The sequence below is a fragment of the Streptomyces sp. CA-251247 genome (assembly GCF_050952975.1).
GTDB classification, from domain to species: domain Bacteria; phylum Actinomycetota; class Actinomycetes; order Streptomycetales; family Streptomycetaceae; genus Streptomyces; species Streptomyces achmelvichensis.
Map to the genome: position 1 here is coordinate 7,906,480 of NZ_CP191861.1, position 16,371 is coordinate 7,922,850.

Annotated in this window: 18 protein-coding genes and 1 pseudogene; 7 read left to right on the top strand and 12 right to left on the bottom strand. The window is 68.8% G+C overall.

Annotation, left to right across the window (positions count from 1 at the left end):
- Nucleotides 1–37: 37 nt before the first annotated feature.
- From ACQPWZ_RS35310 to ACQPWZ_RS35330, 5 genes are all read right to left on the bottom strand, one after another.
- Nucleotides 38–520, bottom strand: coding sequence for an Ig-like domain-containing protein (locus ACQPWZ_RS35310; protein WP_340477511.1), 483 nt, complete (start codon nt 518–520; stop codon nt 38–40).
- Between the two features lie 217 nt (nt 521–737).
- Nucleotides 738–1,049, bottom strand: coding sequence for an IPT/TIG domain-containing protein (locus ACQPWZ_RS35315; RefSeq protein WP_433573543.1), 312 nt, complete (start codon nt 1,047–1,049; stop codon nt 738–740).
- Nucleotides 1,046–1,753, bottom strand: a complete 708-nt coding sequence (locus tag ACQPWZ_RS35320) for an IPT/TIG domain-containing protein (protein ID WP_433573544.1) — start codon at nt 1,751–1,753, stop codon at nt 1,046–1,048. Before ACQPWZ_RS35320 ends, ACQPWZ_RS35315 begins: the two co-directional genes overlap by 4 nt.
- Before the next feature lie 176 nt (nt 1,754–1,929).
- On the bottom strand, nt 1,930–2,676 hold the full coding sequence (locus ACQPWZ_RS35325) for an IPT/TIG domain-containing protein (RefSeq protein ID WP_433573545.1): 747 nt from the start codon (nt 2,674–2,676) through the stop codon (nt 1,930–1,932).
- A gap of 745 nt (nt 2,677–3,421) precedes the next feature.
- On the bottom strand, nt 3,422–3,826 hold the full coding sequence (locus ACQPWZ_RS35330; RefSeq protein ID WP_433573546.1) for an FKBP-type peptidyl-prolyl cis-trans isomerase: 405 nt from the start codon (nt 3,824–3,826) through the stop codon (nt 3,422–3,424).
- Nucleotides 3,827–4,384: 558 nt separating this feature from the next.
- Between ACQPWZ_RS35330 and ACQPWZ_RS35335 the strand changes: the two genes are divergently transcribed.
- A complete protein-coding gene (locus ACQPWZ_RS35335) occupies nt 4,385–4,987 on the top strand; it encodes a 3'-5' exonuclease (protein ID WP_433573547.1) in 603 nt (200 codons plus the stop codon).
- A 324-nt stretch (nt 4,988–5,311) separates the two neighbouring features.
- On the top strand, nt 5,312–6,547 hold the full coding sequence (locus tag ACQPWZ_RS35340; protein ID WP_433573548.1) for an alpha/beta hydrolase family protein: 1,236 nt from the start codon (nt 5,312–5,314) through the stop codon (nt 6,545–6,547).
- 317 nt (nt 6,548–6,864) lie between these two features.
- Here ACQPWZ_RS35340 and ACQPWZ_RS35345 read toward each other — a convergent pair whose 3' ends face one another.
- Together ACQPWZ_RS35345 and ACQPWZ_RS35350 are read right to left on the bottom strand one after the other, a co-directional pair.
- Nucleotides 6,865–8,487, bottom strand: a complete 1,623-nt coding sequence (locus ACQPWZ_RS35345) for an MFS transporter (protein ID WP_433573549.1) — start codon at nt 8,485–8,487, stop codon at nt 6,865–6,867.
- 561 nt (nt 8,488–9,048) lie between these two features.
- Nucleotides 9,049–10,008, bottom strand: coding sequence for an amidohydrolase family protein (locus tag ACQPWZ_RS35350; protein WP_433573550.1), 960 nt, complete (start codon nt 10,006–10,008; stop codon nt 9,049–9,051).
- A 604-nt stretch (nt 10,009–10,612) separates the two neighbouring features.
- On the opposite strand from ACQPWZ_RS35350, the gene ACQPWZ_RS35355 reads away from it, so the two are divergent.
- From ACQPWZ_RS35355 to ACQPWZ_RS35370, 4 genes and pseudogenes are all read left to right on the top strand, one after another.
- Nucleotides 10,613–11,098 carry a DUF2975 domain-containing protein gene (locus tag ACQPWZ_RS35355; RefSeq protein ID WP_340477525.1) on the top strand — a complete coding sequence of 162 codons (486 nt, stop codon included), beginning with the start codon at nt 10,613–10,615 and terminating at the stop codon, nt 11,096–11,098.
- Nucleotides 11,098–11,346, top strand: coding sequence for a helix-turn-helix domain-containing protein (locus ACQPWZ_RS35360; protein WP_405575381.1), 249 nt, complete (start codon nt 11,098–11,100; stop codon nt 11,344–11,346). The genes ACQPWZ_RS35355 and ACQPWZ_RS35360 overlap by 1 nt, the downstream gene beginning before the upstream one ends.
- A 349-nt stretch (nt 11,347–11,695) precedes the next feature.
- Nucleotides 11,696–12,439 carry an SDR family oxidoreductase gene (locus tag ACQPWZ_RS35365; RefSeq protein WP_433573551.1) on the top strand — a complete coding sequence of 248 codons (744 nt, stop codon included), beginning with the start codon at nt 11,696–11,698 and terminating at the stop codon, nt 12,437–12,439.
- 81 nt (nt 12,440–12,520) lie between these two features.
- Nucleotides 12,521–12,751: pseudogene (locus ACQPWZ_RS35370) on the top strand (hypothetical protein); the annotation flags it as partial.
- A gap of 120 nt (nt 12,752–12,871) precedes the next feature.
- On the opposite strand, the gene ACQPWZ_RS35375 reads toward ACQPWZ_RS35370, so the two are convergent.
- The 3 genes from ACQPWZ_RS35375 to ACQPWZ_RS35385 form a co-directional block, all read right to left on the bottom strand.
- Nucleotides 12,872–13,306 (bottom strand): DUF2267 domain-containing protein, encoded by a 435-nt coding sequence (locus ACQPWZ_RS35375; protein ID WP_433573552.1) that lies wholly within the window; start codon nt 13,304–13,306, stop codon nt 12,872–12,874.
- 37 nt (nt 13,307–13,343) lie between these two features.
- The gene (locus tag ACQPWZ_RS35380; RefSeq protein WP_328862946.1) at nt 13,344–13,733 is read right to left on the bottom strand and encodes a DUF2267 domain-containing protein; all 390 of its coding nucleotides are present in this window, start codon (nt 13,731–13,733) and stop codon (nt 13,344–13,346) included.
- Between the two features lie 111 nt (nt 13,734–13,844).
- Complete coding sequence (locus ACQPWZ_RS35385) at nt 13,845–14,276, bottom strand: Hsp20/alpha crystallin family protein (protein ID WP_356703244.1); 432 nt, start codon at nt 14,274–14,276, stop codon at nt 13,845–13,847.
- A gap of 129 nt (nt 14,277–14,405) precedes the next feature.
- Here ACQPWZ_RS35385 and ACQPWZ_RS35390 point away from each other — a divergent pair, with 129 nt between their 5' ends.
- Nucleotides 14,406–15,074 carry a type III effector protein gene (locus ACQPWZ_RS35390; RefSeq protein WP_433573553.1) on the top strand — a complete coding sequence of 223 codons (669 nt, stop codon included), beginning with the start codon at nt 14,406–14,408 and terminating at the stop codon, nt 15,072–15,074.
- A gap of 29 nt (nt 15,075–15,103) precedes the next feature.
- On the opposite strand, the gene ACQPWZ_RS35395 is transcribed toward ACQPWZ_RS35390, so the two are convergent.
- Both ACQPWZ_RS35395 and ACQPWZ_RS35400 read right to left on the bottom strand, forming a co-directional pair.
- The gene (locus tag ACQPWZ_RS35395; RefSeq protein WP_433573928.1) at nt 15,104–15,622 is read right to left on the bottom strand and encodes an STAS domain-containing protein; all 519 of its coding nucleotides are present in this window, start codon (nt 15,620–15,622) and stop codon (nt 15,104–15,106) included.
- Nucleotides 15,597–16,301, bottom strand: a complete 705-nt coding sequence (locus ACQPWZ_RS35400) for a DUF4386 domain-containing protein (protein WP_433573554.1) — start codon at nt 16,299–16,301, stop codon at nt 15,597–15,599. Before ACQPWZ_RS35400 ends, ACQPWZ_RS35395 begins: the two co-directional genes overlap by 26 nt.
- Nucleotides 16,302–16,371 lie beyond the last annotated feature (70 nt).

The window sequence follows — 16,371 nt, forward strand, 5'->3', positions numbered from 1 at the left end:
AACCTGCCTGGCGCAGGTACCGCGGATTCCCTGTCCTCTACTTGTCCTTGGAGATGGTGACGGTGTTATTGATGTCACCGACGGAGAAGTTGATCAGTCCGCCGCAGGCGAGGAGACAGAAGCCGGGGGGCGGGCCGGGCGGTGTCGGGGCGGACGTGACCTGGACGATCGTGGTGTCGTTGGAGGCGTCGCACTCAGCGGTGCCGTTGTACGCGGCAGTGATTTCGTGCGAGCCGGCGGTGGTGAACGTGACGGTGTGGCTGGCCTGGCCGTTGGCATTCACCGGCACGGTGTCGAGGAGGACGTCGCCGTCGAAGAACGTCACGCCGAGCCCGCCAGTGGCGGTGGCGGGACAGTCGACCGTGGCTGTCAGTTGCACCTGAGTGCCCACTTCGGCGGACTGAGGAGCCGCCACCACCGTTGTGTCGGAGGGTACGGCCCAGGCGGGCGAGGCCAACCCCAGCACGGCTGCCAGGGCTGTCGCGACGACCAGTCTCCCTCTGCGCGGTGTGATCCTCACCAGTTCGGCTCCTTGTTCCGGCGCCGGGCCCGCTGATTGCGGGCGCCGTGCAGCTTCACGCTATGGCGATCTCAGTTGCCTTCCAGGGAGGCGGCGCCCAAAAGTAACCTGGTTGGATCATCAGCCTGCACCGGTCGTCGGGCAGTCAAGTGGCGGAGCGGCACAAGGTGCTGTGTAGGAAGTGTGTGCGGCGGCTCCTCTCCCCGACGCCCGTGGGTCAGATTCCGGGCGCGGCAACCCTGGTGTAAGTCAGCCCCGGGCTGGTGCCGCCCGCCGTGGTGACAATCACCGTGACCGGACCTGCGGGGCCCGCGGCCGCTACCGCCGTGATCTGTGTGTCCGACACGACGGTGAACGAGACAGCAGTACCCCCGAAGGTAACGGCCGTGGCGGTGGCCAGGTTCGTGCCGGTGATAGTGACCACGGTGCCGGCGGACGTCGGACCGCTACTGGGCACCAGCGCCGTCAGGGTGGGTGCGGCGACATAGGTGAAGGCGACGGGGTTGCTCGTGCCGCCCGGGGTGATCACCGTGATCGGTGAACTGCCCGTCCCCGGGGGGCGGTGGCCGTGATCTGCGTCGCCGACACCACGGTGAAGGAGGTGGCGTTGGTGCTGCCGAACCGTACGGCACTGGCGTTGAGCAGGCTACTCCCGGTCAGCGTGACCACCACGCCTCCGGCCGTCGGGCCAAGGACGGGGCTGGCACTGTTGAGGACGGGAGGCGCGGCGTAGAAGAAGAAGGCGTCCGGGGTGCTGACGCCCCCCGGTGTCGTGACGGTCACCACGGCGGCCCCGGCACTTCCGGCGGGTGTTACGGCGGTGATCTGGGTGGCCGAGTTCACCGTGAATGACGTCGCCGGCACCCCGGCGAAGGTGACCGTTGTTGCCCCGGTGAACCCGGTTCCCGTGAGGGTGACACTGGTGCCGCCGGATGCCGGACCGTTGCTGGGCGCCACACCGGTGACCACCGGCACCTGCGCCACGACATAGGTGAACGTCACCGAGTTGCTGTTGCCGGTCGGATGGACGACGATCACCGCCGCCGCCCCAGCGGCGCGGGGCGGGCTCACAGCTGATATCTGCGTCGCCGACACTACGGTGAAGGAAGTGGCGTTGGTGGTGCCGAACCGTACGGCGGTGGATCCCGTCATCCCGGTGCCGGTGAGGGTGACGGTAGTACCCCCGGTGGTGGGCCCTTGCGAGGGATTGATGGTACTGATCGTGGGCGGCATGAGGTGCTCCTATGGCAGCCTGGGCGAGGCCCGGGGTGACGTGGATGCCGCTCCGGGCAGGGGAGAACCGCCGTGTCGGCGGCGTCGGCGGGTATGGCGAGAACTACCGCTCGGGAAGCGGTAGTCAAGGCAAGCTGCCGCCCGGTGGAGACCGGGCGGCAGCGTGGTTGAGACGGTCAGATGCCGGGAGGCGTGACGTAGGTGAACGCGCCGACGGCCGTGTCGGAGCCGGCCGGGTTGGTCACCTCCACGTCAACCGCGCCGGCGGTGCCGGGCGGGGTGACCGCCGAGACCGTGGTGGAGTTCACCACGGAGAACGGAGCCGGGTTGCCGTCGAAGGTGACCGAATCGGTGGTGCCGAGGTTGGTGCCGATGATGGTCACACCGGTACCGCCGGACGTCGGCCCGGAGGTCGGCGTAACGGTGGTCACCGTGGGGACGTCCACGTAGGTGTAGGACAGACCGTTGTTCGTCCCGCCTGCCGTGGTCACGCTCACTCCGACGGGGCCCGCCCCTGCGCCCGCAGGCACGGTGACGGTGAGCTGGGTGTCGGAGACGACCGTGGGCGTGGCGGTGTTGGCGCCGAAAGACACAGTGGTGGCAGTTGCCAGCCCAACACCGTTGATCGTGACCGTGTTGGCGCCCGCCAGGGGGCCGGAGGTCGGATCGAGCGAGGACTTGAACGGGGCTCCTACGTAGAAGAACGGTATCGGGTTGCTCGTGCCACCCCCGGTGGTCACGGTCACCCCCACGCTGCCGGTGCCCGAGGGCGACACGGCCGTGACCTGGGTCGGAGAGACGTTGGTGACGCTGGTGGCCGGCTTGGTGCCGAACTTCACGGCGGTGGTGCCGGACAGGTTCGTACCGGTGATGGTCACCAACGTGCCACCGCCGGTCGATCCCTGGTTCGGAGAGATAGGCATGGAGAACTCCTCGCTGACGGGACAGGGACAGAGGACGCAGCGGAACCGGGGACCACCGGGCCGACCTTCGCGGAAGACCCTCACAGGGGGCAGACGGCTGAACCGTACCGACCGGGTTTCGGAGTTCCCTCGTAGATGCACAAAGGAAGAACCGGCGGATACCGCCCTTAACCAATTTCCCCGGCTATGGGATGGGCGGCCCACCGGTTCGCTGTTTCAAGTACGCCACGAGAAACCCGCTCTGACAAGGCGTCAATCAAGGCGCTTGGATGGTCGACTGCGCTACGGCGGGCGCCTGTGTACCACCGGCGTACGCGTCGATCTCCGCCTGGCCGGCGAAAAGGCAAGCCAGTCGGCTCCGCGTAAGCGATTCCCCTCTTCCCCGAGTCTCTCGGCTCCTGCATGACCCAGGAACAGAGAGTGGGCACGATCCAGGAGAGCATCCGGCCACCAGAAAGAATCGCACTCAGTGCACAGTGAGAACCTGGGTCTGTGCTCATGAAGCAGTACCAATGGCCCCAGTCCTGTTCGCAGAATGGGCACATGGGGAGAGCGGTCACGGCTGTCACCCCATTTCCACGCCTTGACTCGCACTCGGCGGAATGGCTGTGGGCGGGAGTTGCCGTGGGCGAGAGATCGGGACCCATGCGCTGGCTGCGAGTCGGACATTCTCTGGCCCTGCCCTCAATAGCCCGATGCCGATGTGGGTCCCGATGGTTGCAGGTCGCTCATCAGGCCGAGCCGGTCAAGCCGGGGCTCGCTCCGGGAGGCCGCCTACGACTGTGAGCAGGTCCACGACGAAGATCAGTGTTGAGTCCGGCGGGATCAATGGAGAGGGTGACTGCCTGCCGTAACCCAGACGCGGCGGAACGATGATCTGGCGCCGGCCGCCGACCTTCATTCCCCTCACTCCCCGGTCCCAGCCCTTGATGACCCTGCCACCACCCACGGCGAACTTGAACGGTCGGTCCCGCTCCCAGGAGGAGTCGAACTCCCTTCCGGATGCGAACGTGACCCCTACATAGTGAACCTGGACGACCCTGCCCGGCCGCGCCTCGGGTCCGTCCCCGACCACGAGGTCCCGGATCGTCAGTTCGGTGGGCGCATCACCCTCGGGAACCTCGATTCTGGGCTTCGTCGGTTCGCTCATCACGGTCCCATCGCTCGCCACCGGAATCCCTCGCACGGGCCGGCCGGACACATGGACATTCCATGCGGCAGGCGATCACGCTACCGGCAATGCTCATGCTCCGTGGTACACCACGTGCCACGGAACATGGCTCTCGCGTCCGGGAGATGGACCGAAGCGCGGCGTGGTCCTTCCCGAACCACGCTTCCACGGCGCGGTCACCGCCTACCTGCGCCGCCATCCGGGCGAGCAAGTCATATGCGGTGTTGCCGCCAGGATCCTGCGTCGATGAGTCACCGATGACTGCCTCCAGCCGCAGGTCAGGCGCCGGATTGGTGGGGAGATCCACTGAGCAGGTCTGGGTCACCCCCGAGTATCGGGTGGCTTGGGACTCGGCGCGAGTGGCCCGATCGAGGTCAATGACCGTGCATCGTCGTTAAGGGACTGGACGAACCGTTGCGCCACTCCCTCCAGCACGGCTTTGGCTACCAGTGCCACGACCGAGCAAAGCCCCCAGCACTACCGCCAGCAGGGTCGAGCTGACATCGGCTGCCTGGCGGAGGACGGAACACCAGCCGCATGAACTTCTCCTCCTGGCCCACGCTGCTCGTTGCCGATATCGAGGGCAACGGCAACAACCCGCCCGACCTGGTCGAGGTCGCGGTGTTCCCCGTACGCGACGGACAAGCCGACAAGACTACGGCCGGCGCATGGCGGACCAAGCCGAACCGCCCCGTCACGCCCTTCGCCGCTCGGGTGCACGGCCTGACCAACCAAGTCCTCGAAGGCAAACCGGGCTGGGAGGAGATCCGGGACGAGGTCCACACCATGCTCGGCACGGCGTGGATCGCAGCCCACAACGCCCACGTGGACTACCGAGTCCTGTCCGCACACCTCCCCAAGTGGCAGCCGGCCGGAGTCATTGACACGCTCCGGCTGGCCAAGGCCACCTATCCCGATCTGCCCAAGCACAGCCTGGACGCCCTGATCGAGCACGTAGCCCCGGACCTGCGTGAGGCCCCCGCACAACGCCACCGCGCTACTTTCGACGCCTACGCGACCGCCCAGCTCCTCATTGCCATGGCCGACCGCTACGAGACCTGGGAGCACCTCGTCGCTGCCGCCGTCCCGCCTGGCCTGCCCGGAGCACCCGAACCGGAACAGGAGCCCTCTCAGTGGTGACCTCGACAGAAGCAGCGTCGATCTCCGGCTCGCCGTCACCAAGTTCGGCGAGCTCCTGATCGACATCTCGGACTCTGCCTGAGTGCACCGACGCCGCAGGAAGTGTCTTTGCGTGATCGCTGTGCGAAGAAGTGGGTGACCTGAGGACCGGGCCCGGCTGGTGCCGATGCGGGCCACCGGGCGCTGGGAATCGTGGTTGCCTCACGATTCCCGACGCAGGGCCGACCCTGACGAGTTGATGAGAAGTCTCCTCGGGAGATGTCAGGGGCGCGTCCGTCGGGCGACGGATGCCCTGAGCACCTGCCCGAACGCAGATTGGGCGCCATGAGAATTCAATCGGTCGTGAACACCAGCGTGCCTCTCGTCCTTTGCCTGGTCATCGCGGCGGGGGCTGCCGCCTCTGCCGCGCCCGCTGCTCCGTCTCCGCCCCTTGCTGAAGCGGGTGTGCGGTTCGAGTTGCCGGTGTCGACGGGACGGCAGCCGGTCGGGAGCACCGAGCTCCATCTCGTCGACAGTGCTCGGCGAGACCCTTGGGCTACCGACAGGGCCCGGGAGTTGATGGTCAGCATCTGGTACCCGGCCCGTCGGGCGAAGGGGTATCCGCGTCAGCCGTACATGCCTGCCGGCGTCGCGCGTTCCGTGGACGAATCCGGCTCCTTCAATCTTGCCGGGCCCGGCCAGGTGGACTGGGCCGGCGTCCGCACGGAGGCGGCCGCGGTCGCCCCGGTCGACGACCGTGAGGTCCGGCCTGTGGTGCTGTACTCACCGGGCTTGCAGGTCTCGCGGACGCTCGGCACCTCGACAGCGGTGGAGCTGGCGAGCCATGGCTATGTCGTCGTGACCGTGGACCACACGTATGAGGCCCCTGCGGTGGAGTTTCCCCGGGGCCGGGTCGAGCTGCAGAAACCGATGTCCGGAACCGAAGGATTGAAGAAGGCCGTGGACACCCGGGTGCGCGACACACGCTTTGTTCTCGATCAGCTCGCCGCGCTGCATCGCGGCCGGAACCCGGACGCAGAGGGGCGCCGACTGCCGAAAGGGCTGGGGCAGGCACTGGACCTGGAGCGGGTCGGGATGTACGGGCATTCAGGTGGGGGCGCCACTGCGGCTGAGACCATGCGCGTGGACCGCCGTATCGATGCGGGTATCAACATGGACGGCACGCTTCAGTTCAACGACAGCGAATACCTTCCCGTGGCCCAAAAGGGCCTGGACCGTCCGTTCATGCTCATGGGCAAGGCAAGTCAGACGCACCTCAACAGCTCGTCCTGGCGGTCCTTCTGGGACCGCTCAACGGGATGGAAGCGCGATCTGAGTCTGGAACAGGGCAGTCACTTCAGTTACACCGATGCTCAGTCGTTTGTGCCAGCCCTGGACGAGCGCCTGGACGTCCCGGCGCACCTTCGCGAGCAGTACATCGGCACGGTGGACCCCGAGCGCAGTACCGCCGCCCAGCGCGCCTTCATTACTGCGTTCTTCGAACAGCACCTGCGTGACCGGCCCCAGGACTTGTTGAACGGCTCTTCCTCCGCCCACCCGGAGGTGCGATTCATCGATTGAGTACGCAGGCGACGCCTCACAACCGTGGGCGGCCGAGTTGCTCCCAGTGGGCGTGGGCGGTGCTGATCTCGTCCCACAGGTTCCGGGGGCCGCGTTCGGTGACGGTGAACCGGTCGGTGTGGCGGCCGTCGTAGTCGACGGCCGCGCAGGAGCTGGTGGTGTTGTCGGGGATGTTGAGCGCATGTGGCGGCGCGGCTGGTCAAGCAGGCCACTCCCGCATCCTCGCCCGCGTCAATCCGGTCCTCAGTTCTGCTTTCGACGGCCATGGAGCAAGGCCGCGCACGACACGGTTGGCGACCGGCTGACCGGCCGACCTCTCAGGCTCCCGGTCCGTTCGGTCCCTCGGTGGCCGTGGAGGCGGAGTCCTCGGTGTAGTAGCGCCGTAGGAGTTCCCGCTCGGCGTCCCGGTGCGGGAACATGAAGAAGATCAGCAGCGCACCCAGCGCGATCGCGGCCAGGCTGACGGTGTACGCCCAGTCGTCGCCGTGAAGGAACGAGTGGCGTGCTGCCGCGACGATCTGGTCGGCGTAGTGGGGGTGTTGCTGGGCGACCTGCCCGGCGGAGGCGAACGACTTCGTCAGCTCGCTCTGGACCTGACTCGACACGTCCTTGCTCTCGGGGGAATCGGCGATCGCCGCGCTGAAGGCCGAGGCATAGCCGGCGGTGAGGAGAACGCCCATGACGGACTGCATGATGGCCCCGCCGAGGTCCCGTTGCAGGTCGGCGGTGCCTGAGGCCATGCCGGCCCGTCGCACGGGCACCGATCCGGTCAGTGAGTGGGATGAGGGCGTCCCGGCCAAGCCGGCGCCGATACCGATGAGCACGTAGGCCAGGCCGATCTGCCAGTAGCTGCTGTCCTCGCCCCAGAACAGCAGCATCCAGGCGAAGGCGAGGAAGAGGAACGCGTAACCGATCAGCAGGGTCGTACGGGCGCCGCGTGTCTCGACCAGCTTCGCGGACCGTGGTGCCACGAGCACCATCATCACGGCGAGGGGGAGGATGGCGGCGCCGGCTTCGACGGGGTTGTACTCGAGCACGTTCTGCAGGTACTGCTGGCTGATGAACGCCGACCCCATCATGGAGCCCCATACGATGATGCCCGCGCATGCGGCGACCCAGAACGTGCGCCGGCCGGCGATGTGGAGGTCGTACAACGGGTTGGGCGCCCGGCGCTGACGCCAGAAGAACGCCGCTCCGGCAGCCAGGGCGATCACGACGAGGCCGACGACCAGTGCGCCCTGGTCGGGGACGGCGGCGAAATTGATCGCCAGCACCAGTCCTGCGACCAGGAGGACGGACAGGATGCCGCCGAGGTCGTCCACCGGTTCGGCCGACTCGTTGGCGTGCGCGGGGACGAACAGCAGGGCCATGACCAGCGCGACCACGGCGAGGGGCAGGGTGACCAGGAACACCGACCCCCAGTAGAAGCGTTCGAGCAGCGCGCCCGCGATCACCGGCCCGAGCATGGAGATGCCGCCGCCCAGGGCCGACCACAACGCGATCGCCTTCGTCCGCCCCGGCCCCGCCCACAGGGCGGTGATCAGCGCCAGGGTGGTCGGGTAGGCCATGCCGGCCGAGAGCCCGCCGAGGATCCGGGCCAGCACGAGGACGGTGTCGTTCGGCGCGTACGCGGCGAGCAGGCAGGCGGGGATGGACAGAGCGATGCCGAGGAGCAGCAGCAGCTTGCGCCCGTGGCGGTCCCCGACCGCACCCAGATAGAGCACCGATGCGGCCAGGCCGAGGGAGTAGCCCACGGCGATCAGGTTCAGCGCGGTCTGGGAGGAGTCGTAGGCCTTCCCGATCGCGGGCAGCGCCACGTTGGCCACCGACAGGTTCAAGTTGGCCACCGCGGCAACGATGATCAGGGACGCCAGAACGAGCGACGCCCGCGCCGGAGCCTCACGCGGAACGTCGATGCGAGGCGCGCCGCTTTTCGACATGGAACCTCCGGGGCGAAGTTGGGCTTCACGAGAGTCTTGCCTGATCCACCGTGCCGCACATCGCCCCATTGGGATGACACGCCCGCCGTTGCTGACGTGGTCCTCCTGCTCTGCCCCGCGGGCAGGCTACGGGTCCGGAGGTGCGCAAGCAGTTGCTTCGTATGACGGCCATGCCCGTAGCCGGGGACCTGCAACTAGCCGCGGCGCAGAGGCTCGGCGCGACGCTGTGGCGCGCCCTTCTACAGAGGACATCGTGCCGCCCACCGTCCTCAAGGTCGCCGGGAGGCCCCGACGAGGAGACTCGGTGAGCCGCTGCGCAAGCCCTGAGCCGGTGGGCGGAAAGGTACGCACAGGCGGGATTGCTCGACATCGCACGTACTGTCACCAGCGCATACGTCCGCCGCGGCGCCGTAGGCGCAGGCCGGTTGGGCTCGGCCCTCGTCTGCCACCGCCGTATGGTCGTCTGACCGCGCGCCGGGCCACGCGGTGCGTTGGTCCCGCGTCGACAGGTGAAGCCGGTAACCGGGCTGAATCACCGCTCGCCATGTGGTGGGTGGAGGGTCATGGCCCGGACAGGCCGAGTAGGTCTGCCGCATTGGTGTCGAGGATCATCGTGACGTCCTCCGGGGGGAGGCCCGAGTCGGCGATGTAGTCCACGGCTCGCAGGAAGACCTCTCCGTCCTCGTAGGGAAAGTCGGTGCCGAGTACGAGGCGGTCCGCTCCGAATGACGCCGCGGCGGCGACCAGTGCCGGCGCATGCACGTGGCTGACCGTGTCGTACCAGAGGCGGCCGACGGCCACCGAAGGCAGCTCGGACGTCTGTGGGGACTCGAAGGCCAGGTGGTCGTCGAGTCGGCGCGGCAGCAATGGCAGTGCCCCGCCCAGGTGTGAGGCCAGGATGCGCATCCGCGGATAGCGCGCGGGAATGCCCGCGAGGATCAGGTGCATGATTGCCACCGTGTCCTCGACCGGCGCCCCGACCATCCACGTCATGTCATGTTCCGTGATCAGTGGGCTGGCGGCCCCTTCGCCGGCCGGGTGGATGTACAGGACGGTGCCGCGCCGATCGAGTTCCTCGTAGAGGGGGGCGAAAGGCGGATCGGCGAGTGTGCGGCCCAGTACGGTCGTGGTTACGCCGACACCGACGGCACCGAGGTCGTCCAGGGCGTGGGCAACCTCATGCAGGGCCGCGTCGACATGGGGGAGGGGCAGGGCTGCGAAGGCCCGGAAGCGAGCGGGGAATCGGGCCACCAACTCCGCGTACGACTCGTTCGCCGCGCGCGCCAGGGCCACGGCGTCGGGCTCCCGCATCAGGTGTGGGGACTGCGGTGCCACGGAGAGCACCTGAAGGTCGATACCTGCCCGGTCCATCAGTGCGAAACGCCGGTCCAGATCGGCCTCGGTCGCGTCGGCCCCGATCCCGCGCTGGGTGCCGGTATCGGTCTTCCCCAGCCGTTCGAGACGGTCCAGGTACCCGGTAGTCCACAGGTGAGCGTGCACATCGATACGCGGTGGGGTCACCCTTCGATGAGACGCCTCCCGCACGGTCGGGGCCAGTCGGCGGCAGTCGGGGCGGCCCCACGGCTGGAAGCACTACGACAGCAAGTAGCGTGCCTGGACCGACTCCGGCAACCCCGATAGCACGGGCAACTCCGGCGACCCGGGTGACGCCCGGAACAGGTCGTGGGGCGATGGCGGTCACGGTGCCCGCGGCGGCGACTCCGGCGTCGCGCGACGGCAGGGGCATGGCGCACAGCGAGGCTCATGAGTACCCAGTTGAACGTCCGTCCGCCGTACGGGACCATTCCGCAGCTGCCGCTCGCTGGGCGACCGGGTGTGCGTCGAGCCAGTCTGCCAAATCATGCGCAGAGCGGAAGGCATCGGGCCCGGTTCGTTCGGATGGCCGTGGCTCCCAGGTCCTGGCCGCCCCTCATGCCCTTCGCCGACCCGCAAACTGTGGCTGCCCGCCTAGCCCTCATGAGGTGACGGTCCGCGGAGAGGGAGCATGGGAGGGGCGGCGGCGTCCCGACAGGGTGCGAATCCGGCGCCCATCCTCCGCATCAGCTGTTGCTGCATCCATCGACATTCGATAGATTTCCATCGCGAGTCGATGGAGGGTTGGGTCATGGGAAAGCTGATGGTGAGTGCGCTGCACGCCGTGCTCGTGGTGGTGCTCGCCGGCACCGTGTTCGTGCAGGCATCGATGGTGTGGGCGTTGGCCAACGACCCGGAAGACGGGTCGCTCCCGCTGACCCCGCTGCGCGTGATCACCATCCTGGGCATGGTGTCGGCCCAGGTCGCCCTGGTCTGCGTATGGCAGCTGGTGACGATGGTCCGACGCGGAACGGTGTTCTCCCACGCGGCCTTCCGGTACGTGGACATCGTGATCGGCGCGATCGTGGCGGCTGCCCTCGTGTGGTTCGCGGTCACGGCCCTCAACGCGCCGGGCCAGCGGGACGACCCGGGCGTCACCGCCATCATGGGCGGGATTGGCGTGGCCATCCTGGGGGTCGCGCTCTTCGTGCTCGTACTGCGGATGCTCCTCGCGCAGGCCGTCGCGCGCGACGTCGAAGCGTCGCAGATGCAGGCAGAGTTGGACGAGGTGATCTGATGCCGATCGCCGTCGACATCGACGTGATGCTGGCCAAGCGGAAGATGTCCGTGGGCGAGCTCGCGGACCGCGTCGGGATCACGCCGGCCAACCTGGCGGTACTCAAGAACGGCCGCGCCAAGGCGGTGCGCTTCGCGACACTCGCCGCGCTCTGCGAGGTGCTCGAGTGCCAGCCGGGCGACCTGCTGCGCTGGGTGGCCGAGGACGCGCGGGCGGATGACCTACGTCAAGAGCCGGCGCCGTCGTGAGACGTTCCAACGACGACTCGGACGCCGGCCGTCGGCTCCGCGACGGGCTCACCCGCGTCCGGACCGCTTCCGCGGCCCTTGATCGACCCCGTCCGTCCCAACCGGGCCGTTGCTGTGGCTGTTTGCCGAGGCCGCCTGTTCGGCGGAGGTTGGCCATGAGTTGCCCGACCGGAACTGACGCGCTGCCGCTTTCGACTGCGTGGTCGTCCCAGAGGGCGTTCTGCCGGGGTGCGAGGTGGCCGGTGGCGCGCCGGTAGGAGCGCAGGGTGGCTAGTGTGGTCCGCGAACACCGCACCCAGCGGAGTCGGGTGCCCCTCGGGTCCGAACATGCGCAGCAGGTCGAAACGCGATGACGACGCAGACCCAGGGGCGAGTGGCCCTCGTGACGGGCGCGGGATCGGGCATCGGCCTGGCCATCGCCCAACGGCTCGTGTCGGACGGGTGGACCGTCCTCTTCGCCGACCGGGACGTGACCGCCGCCGAGGCCGCGAGCGCGAGTGCGGGGGACCCCGAGACCGCCTCCCGTCCACTGGCGCTCGACGTGTCTCGGCGCGACGACTGCGGCAGAGCCGTCCAGGACATCCGCGACCGGGAGGCCCGGCTCGACCTCCTCGTCAACAACGCCGGCATCACCCGGGACCGGACGGTCGAGAAACTCACGGACGCGGACTGGCACCAGGTCATCGACGTGCATCTCACCGGCACGTGGCTGGGCTGTCAGGCGGCCCTGCCGCTCCTGCGCGAGTCGGGCGGCGCGATCGTGAACCTCTCCTCCGAGGGACGCCACGGCTCGTTCGGGCAGGCCAACTACAGTGCGGCGAAGGCGGGCGTGGTCGGCCTCACCCGCACCATCGCCCTCGAACAGGCCCGTCACGACGTCCGAGCGAACGCCGTCGCACCCGGCCCCGTGGACACACCCATGCTCGCCGCCGTGCCCGAAGAGGTGGTGAACGGCTGGCTCGAACAGATCCCGCTGCGCCGACTCGCGCAACCCGCGGAGATCGCCGCGGTGGTCGCCTTCCTCGGCTCGGCGCAATCGTCCTACATCACCGGCCAGGTCATCGCGGTGGACGGCGGCTCGTCCCATCCCTGAATGCCACGGTGGCGCGCATGATCAGTGACCGAGAGGGGGCGCCCAGGCGGCAGGCGTTCGTCAGCCCCAAGACCATCGAGCCAGGCGTTGGCGGCGGAGTTTCCCGACAGCGAGATTGTCGTTGCTCCGGGCGCGAGCGTGGATGGTACGGACACCACCGGGTTCGCGGTGGCCGCCGAACTCGCCCGGGGCGCCGACATCGTCATCGCGGCCCTCGGTGACCGTGCCGCACTCTTCGGCCGCGGCACCAGCGGTGAGGGCTGCGACGCCGAGTCGCTGTCCCTGCCCGGCGTCCAGCAGCAGCTGCTCGACCGCCGATGATCGGGTCGAGACAGCGCTCGGGTGCGTCGGCCAGGATGACCACGCCGTCCAGTTCGTGCCCGTCGATCACCGGCGGCCGGGGCCACGGTGTTCCGCCGGCTGACACATCCGTCAGGCGGCCTGGGTGAGTTCGGCGCGGCCGAACAGGAGGGCGTAGCCCGGGGCGAGTTGGGCGAGGATGCGGTCGAGGAGGTCGGGGCCGGCCAGGTCGGCGACGGTGTCGAGGACGGCGCCGGTGTCCCAGCGTGCGGTTGCGGGGGTTCCGCCGGTGCGGGCGGCGATCTCCTTGACGAAGCCGAAGCCGGTAAGGGGTTCGGCGTCGGGAATCTGGGCGGTGAAGGTGATCGCGGCCTCGATGGGGAGGCGGGCGGCGAGTTCGACCCGTTCGTCGCCGGTGAGCTGTCGGCCGAGGCCGGTCATCACGGCGTGTACGGCTTCCGCGGCTCGCTCGCGTGTCGGGTACGCGCCTGCGTAACGGATCCTTTCGAGCATCTGGTCGAACGTCATGTCCAGGGAGCGGGAGGCCGGTGCAGGCTGGACGAACATCGGAATTGCTGCCTTTCTGATCCTGAGTGAGGTGCGGTTATGTGGGCTCGGGGCGGCCGAAGAGCAGGTCGTATCCCGGGGGGAGCTGGAGCAGGACGCGGCGCGTGAGGTCCTCGCCGGCGGCATCTGCGGTCACACTCAGCACCGCGCTGACGTCCCAGGTCGCTGTCTGTTCGGTGGCTCCCTCGATCCAGGCCGAGGTGGCTCGTACGAACCGGTCCGGTGGAAGCGGTTCGGCGGCTTGCAGTGGATTGAGCAGGATCAGGGCGAAGGTCTCCGGTAGCCGGGAGGCCAGCTCGGCCCGGACCTCACCGACGAGGTGTGCCCCCAACAGCGCGAGAACTGTGCGGGCCGCTCGTTCGGCTTCCTCGCGAGTACCGTATTCACCTCGGTCCTGAACCTTTTCGAGGAATGCTTCCCATCGCATGACACTGCCCCCTCTGCCATGAGCCGGTTGTTCTTCACGGCGCGCGGAGGACGGGAGGGAAGGGGGAGATCGGGTTCCCGTCCTCCGCGGCTCGTGGGGTGGGACGGCGGCTCAGCCGCTGATCTGCCGGGGCGATTCCTCGCCGATGGTGATCTTGCGGGGCTTTGCGCGCTCGGCGATCGGGATCCGCAGCGTCAGGACGCCCGCGTCGTAGTCGGCCGTGATGCGCTCGGTGTCGAGGGTGTCGGCCAGCACGAGCTGGCGGGAGAAGACACCGAGAGGCCGCTCGGAGAGCTCCATCTGCACATCGTCGGCCTTGGCGACCGGCCGGCGCTCGGCCCTGACGGTCAGCATGTTGCGCTCGACGTCGATGTCGATCGCGTCCTTCCTGACACCGGGGAGGTCGAGGGCGATCACATACTCATCGCCTTCGCGGTAGGCGTCCATCGGCACGGTCGAGGGCCGGGACCAAGTGCCGGGTGTGCCCAGGAGCTGCTGGGTGAGCCGGTCGAGCTCGCGGAACGGATCGGTGCGCATCAACATCGCGAAACACCTCCAGTTGGTTCAGGCAGTAACTGCCAATGCGCTTCACCTGACACCGTTGTAACATGTCATCGAAACGATGACAAGCGCGATGTCGTCAGAAGGGTGACACGGACGGAAAGGGCCCCCATGACCACTGCTGGCCAGGCAAAAGACCCCACATCCCTGCCCGCCGCCGCTGCGGCGCTGAGCGCCATCGACGAGGCCGTACGCACCGCCCAGGCTGCCCCGCAGACCGGACAGCACCCCGAACCCGCACCGGCCGCCGGCCCCGAACAGGCGCTGGCCACCCTGCTCCTGCTGCGCGAACTGCGGGACCAACTCGCGGGATGGGAACCCGGACTGATCGAAGCCGCCCGCGCGGCCGGTGCCAGCTGGGCCGACCTCGCCCACCCCCTCGGCGTCGCCAGCCGCCAGGCCGCCGAACGCCGCTACCTGCGCGTACGCCCCGGGACCCCCGGCAGCACCGGCGAAGAGCGTGTACAGGCCACCCGCGACCGCCGCGCCGCGGGCCGCACCGTCACCGCCTGGGCCCGCGGCAACGCTGCCGATCTGCGCCGGCTCGCCGGCCAGATCACCGCCCTCACGGATCTCCCGGCCCGGGCCGGCGCTCCCCTGGCCAGGCTCGCCGACGCCCTCGCGGACAACGACGCTGCCAACCTCATCGCACCCCTGGCCGACACCCACACCCACCTGACCGCCGGCCACCCCGACCTGGCCGGCCGCGTCGACAGCGTCACGCGCCACACCGACGAACTCCGCAACGCACCGACGACGTCCGAACGGCCGAGGAGTTGAGACGCTCGAGAAACACTCTGGCAGCGACCTCAGGCGGTTCGGGCTGACTGAACCGGCCTTGCTGAGGTGAGCCGGGCGTGGTGCCCCGGCAAGGGTGTTCTCATCACACCGAACGGCCTGAGCGCTAGCGGGTGTTTGTAGTAGGTGGGGCTGAACCGCAGACGGCAGGGCGGCGGAATCTGCGTCGGAGTGCAGGGGGAGAATCTGGTCGAGGCAGACGATGCGCAGGATCCGCGCCGTGTGGGCCGGGACCGCGGCCAGGCCACTTCTGTCTCGGCAGCAATCGCTCGATTGCGGGCCACGATGAAGGCGGTGATGCCACTGGAGTCGCAGAACCCCAGCCGCACCAGGTCCAGCACGAGCAACGCGCCGGCTTCGAGGGTGAGGCCTTCAACGGCCTGACGCAGGCGAGGGGCCGTGTCGTAGTCCAGGTCGCCGGCGATTTCCCCTACGGGACCGGCGCCGGCGTCTGGGGCGGTGATCGTCAGTCCGCGCAGTCCGCGCAGTCGGCGCGGGGCGGCCTCAGGGGCGGACGTCGGCGGGATCAGCCACTTCTCGGTCTGCCCGGGGCGCGGCGCCTGAGCCGGGCCCCAAGCCCCTGACGATCAGCCACCCGGCCAGTCCCAGCTCCCAGGCGAACACGGGGAGCGCGGCGGCCGACCCAGGCACGGAGAGCTGTGCGTAAGCCCCGAACATCACGGCGACGGCCGAGGCGCAGATCAACGGCCCGCCGACCAGCCCGAGCACGGCGATGAAGCGCGGCACGAGCCGTGCGTGATAGGCCAGGTACGCAAGCAGGACGGTGTTCAGGCCGAGGGCGATGTTGGGCCCGAGCAGGAACGCCCAGTCGTGGAAGGCCGCCAGCGCGACGTCGGCGCCGTCCGCCGCGCCGGCGTCCCGCCGCAGGGTGATGAGCGCCAGGACGGCGACGATCCCGAGGGCGATGATGGCCGCCTCCAGTAGCCGCCCGAAGGCGTAACCGAGCGCGAGCCCCTCGCCGTGGCGCCGCAGGACAGGGAACAGTGTCGCCCCGGTACCGGCCACCGCCGCCACCAGCACCACTTCGCAGAGCACTCCGAGCAGCGCCCGCGTGTCGGCGCCCTGCGCGAGCCGACCGTCCGCCGTGCCCAGCAAGGGGCGGTACAGAACCGCCCCGGCTATAGCGGCTGCCTCGGTCAGCAGGAACAGCGCCCCGGCTGCCACCGCGGTTCTCCGGTCCGGACTCATCTGTTGGTACCCCTCGGTCGATGGTGGTGTACGTCGTACACCTGAACGGACCATAGGTGTACGGCGTACA